We start from the raw sequence: 4,380 nt of genomic DNA on the forward strand, positions 1-4,380 counted from the left end.
AATTGAAGATTTTAAAGATATATTAAAAATAGATAATAGATATGAGAGATTTTTTGATTTTGAAAAGAATATATTAAAACCTTTAATAAAAGATTTAGAAATCCCATATAAAATAGAATTTGATAAGGTAAAAGTAGGAACAAATTTAAATAATAAAGTGATTGCTATAGATTTTAAGTTTAAAGATCCTGTATGGGAAGATGATGACGATATGAAGTTAAAAAGTATTCTATTTATGATAAAAGGGGATATTGATGATATATCTGAAGTTTATACAATATTAAAAAATGGAATAAAAGATCATGGTTATGAAACAACTTATCGTACTTGTTTTAAAGTAAAGCAAAGATATAAAAGTATAAATATGAGTTTTGATGAAGTTTTAAAAATTAGTTTTAAGAAATTAGACTTAAAAGATGTAGAACCTATAGTTATTATAAAAAAACATTTCTCTTCACCAAAAGAGTTAAGAAAACAGTTTATGAATGAATTAGAAAAAGTAAAACCAGGAGTTATTTTAGATACATCATTTTTCTGTGAGAAGTTTTTACAAGATTTTATTTTATTAAAAGAGGATAAAGTTTTAAGTTTCAGAAATTCTGAAATGTCTTTATTTATAAACTGGAAACAAAATGAGGAATCAACAATAAAAATATTTTTATTATAAAATAAAAAGGTATACTCCCCAGTATACCTTTTTTCTTATTACATTATATCGTTTAATCTATAGTTAATAAGATCTATTTTGGCCCCATCCAAAAATTCATTTAATCTTTCTAAGTGAGAGAGCAAGCTCTCTTTACTTGGTCCACCTAAGGACTTTCTTTTTTCAACACAATTTTTAATAGCTATTGTTTCATATATATCCCCGTTAAAAATATATGAAAACTCTCTGTATTTCTCAAGTGGTAGAGTTTCTAAATTCAACCCATTATCAATACAGTAACTAACAATCTCCCCAGTTATTTTGTAAGCTTCTCTAAAGCTCATTCCCCTAACAGTTAGGTAGTCTGCAACGTCAGTGGCATTGATAAACCCATCGTTACAAGCTAAAAGTAAAACCTCATTTTTTACTTTTAACGTTTTAACCATCCCAACAAATACTTGTAAACATCCCTTCACAGTGTCTACAGCATCAAAGAAAACCTCTTTATCCTCTTGCATATCCTTATTGTAAGCTAAAGGAATCCCCTTCATAGTTGTTAAAAGTGCCATTAAATCCCCGTAAACTCTACCAGTTTTCCCCCTAACTAATTCAGCTGCATCAGGATTTTTCTTTTGTGGCATTATGCTACTTCCAGTTGAAAAAGCATCACTTAACTCAATGTATCCAAAGTCATTTGAAGTGTAGATTATAATCTCTTCAGAAAACCTTGAAAGGTGCATCATAACAATTGAAAGTGCAGACATAATCTCAATTAAGTAGTCTCTATCACTAACTCCATCTAAAGAGTTTAAAGTAGGTCCTTTAAATCCTAAAGTGTGAGCAGTAAATTTTCTATCTATTGGATAAGTTGTACCAGCTAAAGCTGCACATCCAAGAGGTGAGTAATCAAGTAATTCAAAAGCGTTGTTTAAACGGATAAAGTCTCTTTTAAACATCTCAGAATATGCAAACATATAGTGTCCAAATGATATTGGTTGAGCCTTTTGAAGGTGAGTAAACCCTGGCATATATGTTTCTAAATGCTCTTTTCCTAAGTTAGTAGTAACTTCAATTAGTTCAATTAAATAGGACTGGATTTTTTTTACTTCATCCTTTGTAAAAAGCCTCATATCTACAGCTACTTGGTCGTTTCTACTACGTCCAGTGTGAAGTTTTTTCCCTACATCCCCAATTCTATCAATAAGAATTTTTTCAATATTCATATGAATATCCTCGTAAGTTGTAGAGAAGGTAATCTTTCCATTTTCAATATCCTCTAGAATCTCTAAAAGAGTTTTTTCAATAAGACACCCATCCTCTTTTGAAATAATCTCCATTTTAGAAAGCCCTCTCACATGAGCGATACTACCCATAATGTCGTATCTGTATAGTCTTTGATCAAAGTGAATAGAGGAGTGAAAATCTAAGATTAATTCACTTGCTGCTTCTTTAAATCTTCCTGAAAAGTACTGCATTGCTCATCTCCTTTATAGAATCTGTTTTTAGTAAAGATTTTTATTCCTATTAAAATTGCAATTTGTGAAATTATTGCAAAAAGGATTAACGAACTATTTTGTGTAAATCCACCGATTAAGAATACAGATATAGCTAAAATAGCGTTTACTACAGCATATGGAGTTTGAGTTTTGACATGATTTATATGATCACATCCAGCTCCTGCTGATGAAAGTATAGTTGTATCTGAAATTGGTGAAACATGGTCTCCAAAAAGTCCACCTGAAAGTATAGCTCCAATTGTCACATAAAGTGGAGCATTAAAAGTAACAGCCATAGGTATAACTAGTGGTACCATAATACTGTATGTTCCCCAAGAACTACCAGTTGAAAAGGAGATAACAGCACCGAATATAAAAGCAATAGCTGGAATAAATCCAGAGTTTATATCTAAAGTTTTTAAAAATCCAATTAGAAATTGGTCAGCTCCTAAATCTTTATTAATAACACCTAATGACCAAGCTAAAATTAGAATTATAACAATCTCACTCATTTTTTTCATACCATTTAAGTAGATAGAAAATATCTCTTTAAATGTTTTACTTTTATAAAAAAGCATAAGTCCCATTAAAACAAGGGCTGCATATAGATATCCACTTGTTAGAGCTGCTCTAAAAGCACTTCCTGAAACTCTAGAAGTTATAAAAGAGGTACCAAGCATTGAAAATAGAGTTCCTAAAAGAACTAGTATTGGAACCCAAACAAAAGATCCTTTAGCATTTTCAACTTGATACTTAGAGTTATCTATTTCAAAGGCACTCTCATCTATAGGATTATTTTCAAAAGTTTTCATAGGCCCAAAATCTAGCTTAAGTAGCGTTAAAGCTGGAATAATAGTCAGTGCTAGTATTGGATAAACGTTAAAAGGAATGGATTTTATGAAACTTTCATAGTCTGAAAGAGACAGATTTAAAAGCTCAAACTCCTTTTGTAAAAGTCCTATGATAAAAACTCCCCATCCAATAAAAGGAACTAAAACAGCCACAGGAGATGATGTAGAATCTAGTATAAAAGCTAGTTTCTCCTTAGAAAGCTTTAATCTTTTAAAAAATGGACTAAAAATTGGTCCAACAATTAATGGCGTACCAAGGTCAGAGAAAAATATCATAATCCCTGTAAAATAAGCTAAAAGTTGAGCCTTAGTTTTAGAGTTTATAGAGTTTTTAAAGCTCTCAGCAAAGGCGTAAGCTCCACCAGACATCATCATAAGCTCAATAAATCCACCAATAAAGATCATAAGTACAATAACTCCAGCATTATAACTATCTGTAAGTTGATTGATAAAATATTTTCCCACTAGAACTTTTGTAGTCTCTAGAGGATTGTAACCATTTAAAATGAAAATACCACAAAATACACTGGAAAAAAGTGACAAAACTACATTTTTAGTTTTGATAGATAAAAAAACTGCAATTAAAATTGGAATTATAGATAATACCCCATATGAAACCATTTTAAATCCTCCCTAAATTAGTAAAAAAATTACTACCCCAAAAGAAAAGGCATACCAAAGAATGGTATGCCCTAGAGAACTTAATTAAGCAATAAGCGTATTGTTATGGCAGCGTCACAATACTTAATTCACAGGGTCATAACATCATCGCCGTCGGCCTTAGGCTCCGTATATGGAAGTGAACTAACCTCTATTTGTTTTTGTTAAGAGTGAGTATACAACATTTTAATAAAAAATGTCAAACTATATTTAAAAATATTTTTTACTGAAGCTTTATTAAAACCCCAATAATCATGAAAATTGAACCTAAAAGGAAAAGAATTCCTTGGAACTTTATTTGAAGTTTAGCCCAAACTCCCCATTCAATTTTAGCTATTCCTAAAATAGCCATTAAGATACCAGATGTTGGTACAAACATATTTGTAAATCCATCTCCAAGTTGGAAAGCTAATACTGCAACTTGTCTAGGAACACCAACTAAATCTGAAAGTGGTGCCATAATTGGCATTGTTAAAGCTGCTTGTCCAGAACCTGATACAACGAAGAAGTTGAATACAGATTGGAAGAAGTACATAGCAACTGCAGATATAGAAGCGTGTAAATGACTTAAAACACCAGCTACAGAGTTTAAAACAGTATTTAAAACTGTAGGAATTCCAGCGTCTACTCCACCTAAAACTAATACAATACCTTTAGCCATACCAACAACCATTGCTGCTCCAATAAGGTCCTCAGCACCTTTTCTAAAAGAGATAGCAATATCATT

Annotated in this window: 3 protein-coding genes and 1 pseudogene; 1 reads left to right on the plus strand and 3 read right to left on the minus strand. The window is 31.0% G+C overall.

The window, feature by feature from the left end; translation table 11 throughout:
• A pseudogene (locus tag HMPREF0202_RS15265) lies at positions 1–667 on the plus strand (RepB family plasmid replication initiator protein); the annotation flags it as partial.
• Between the two features lie 38 nt (positions 668–705).
• Here the strand turns inward: HMPREF0202_RS15265 and argH are convergent.
• From argH to HMPREF0202_RS05395, 3 genes are all read right to left on the minus strand, one after another.
• Positions 706–2,121, minus strand: a complete 1,416-nt coding sequence (argH, locus tag HMPREF0202_RS05385; RefSeq protein ID WP_023052234.1) for an argininosuccinate lyase — start codon at positions 2,119–2,121, stop codon at positions 706–708.
• The gene (locus HMPREF0202_RS05390; RefSeq protein WP_023052235.1) at positions 2,076–3,614 is read right to left on the minus strand and encodes a Na+/H+ antiporter NhaC family protein; all 1,539 of its coding nucleotides are present in this window, start codon (positions 3,612–3,614) and stop codon (positions 2,076–2,078) included. The genes argH and HMPREF0202_RS05390 overlap by 46 nt, the downstream gene beginning before the upstream one ends.
• Positions 3,615–3,876: 262 nt before the next feature.
• The coding region (locus tag HMPREF0202_RS05395) for a TIGR00366 family protein (RefSeq protein WP_023052236.1) at positions 3,877–4,380 on the minus strand (504 nt) is incomplete at its 5' end.

The organism is Cetobacterium somerae ATCC BAA-474 (assembly GCF_000479045.1).
In the GTDB taxonomy this organism is placed as follows: Bacteria; Fusobacteriota; Fusobacteriia; order Fusobacteriales; family Fusobacteriaceae; genus Cetobacterium_A; species Cetobacterium_A somerae.

What these genes read in the sequence shown, in the direction of transcription:
- argH (WP_023052234.1), bottom strand. Translation starts at nt 2,121, where the DNA reads ATGCAGTACTTTTCAGGAAGATTTAAAGAAGCAGCAAGTGAATTAATC.
- HMPREF0202_RS05390 (WP_023052235.1), bottom strand. Translation starts at nt 3,614, where the DNA reads ATGGTTTCATATGGGGTATTATCTATAATTCCAATTTTAATTGCAGTT.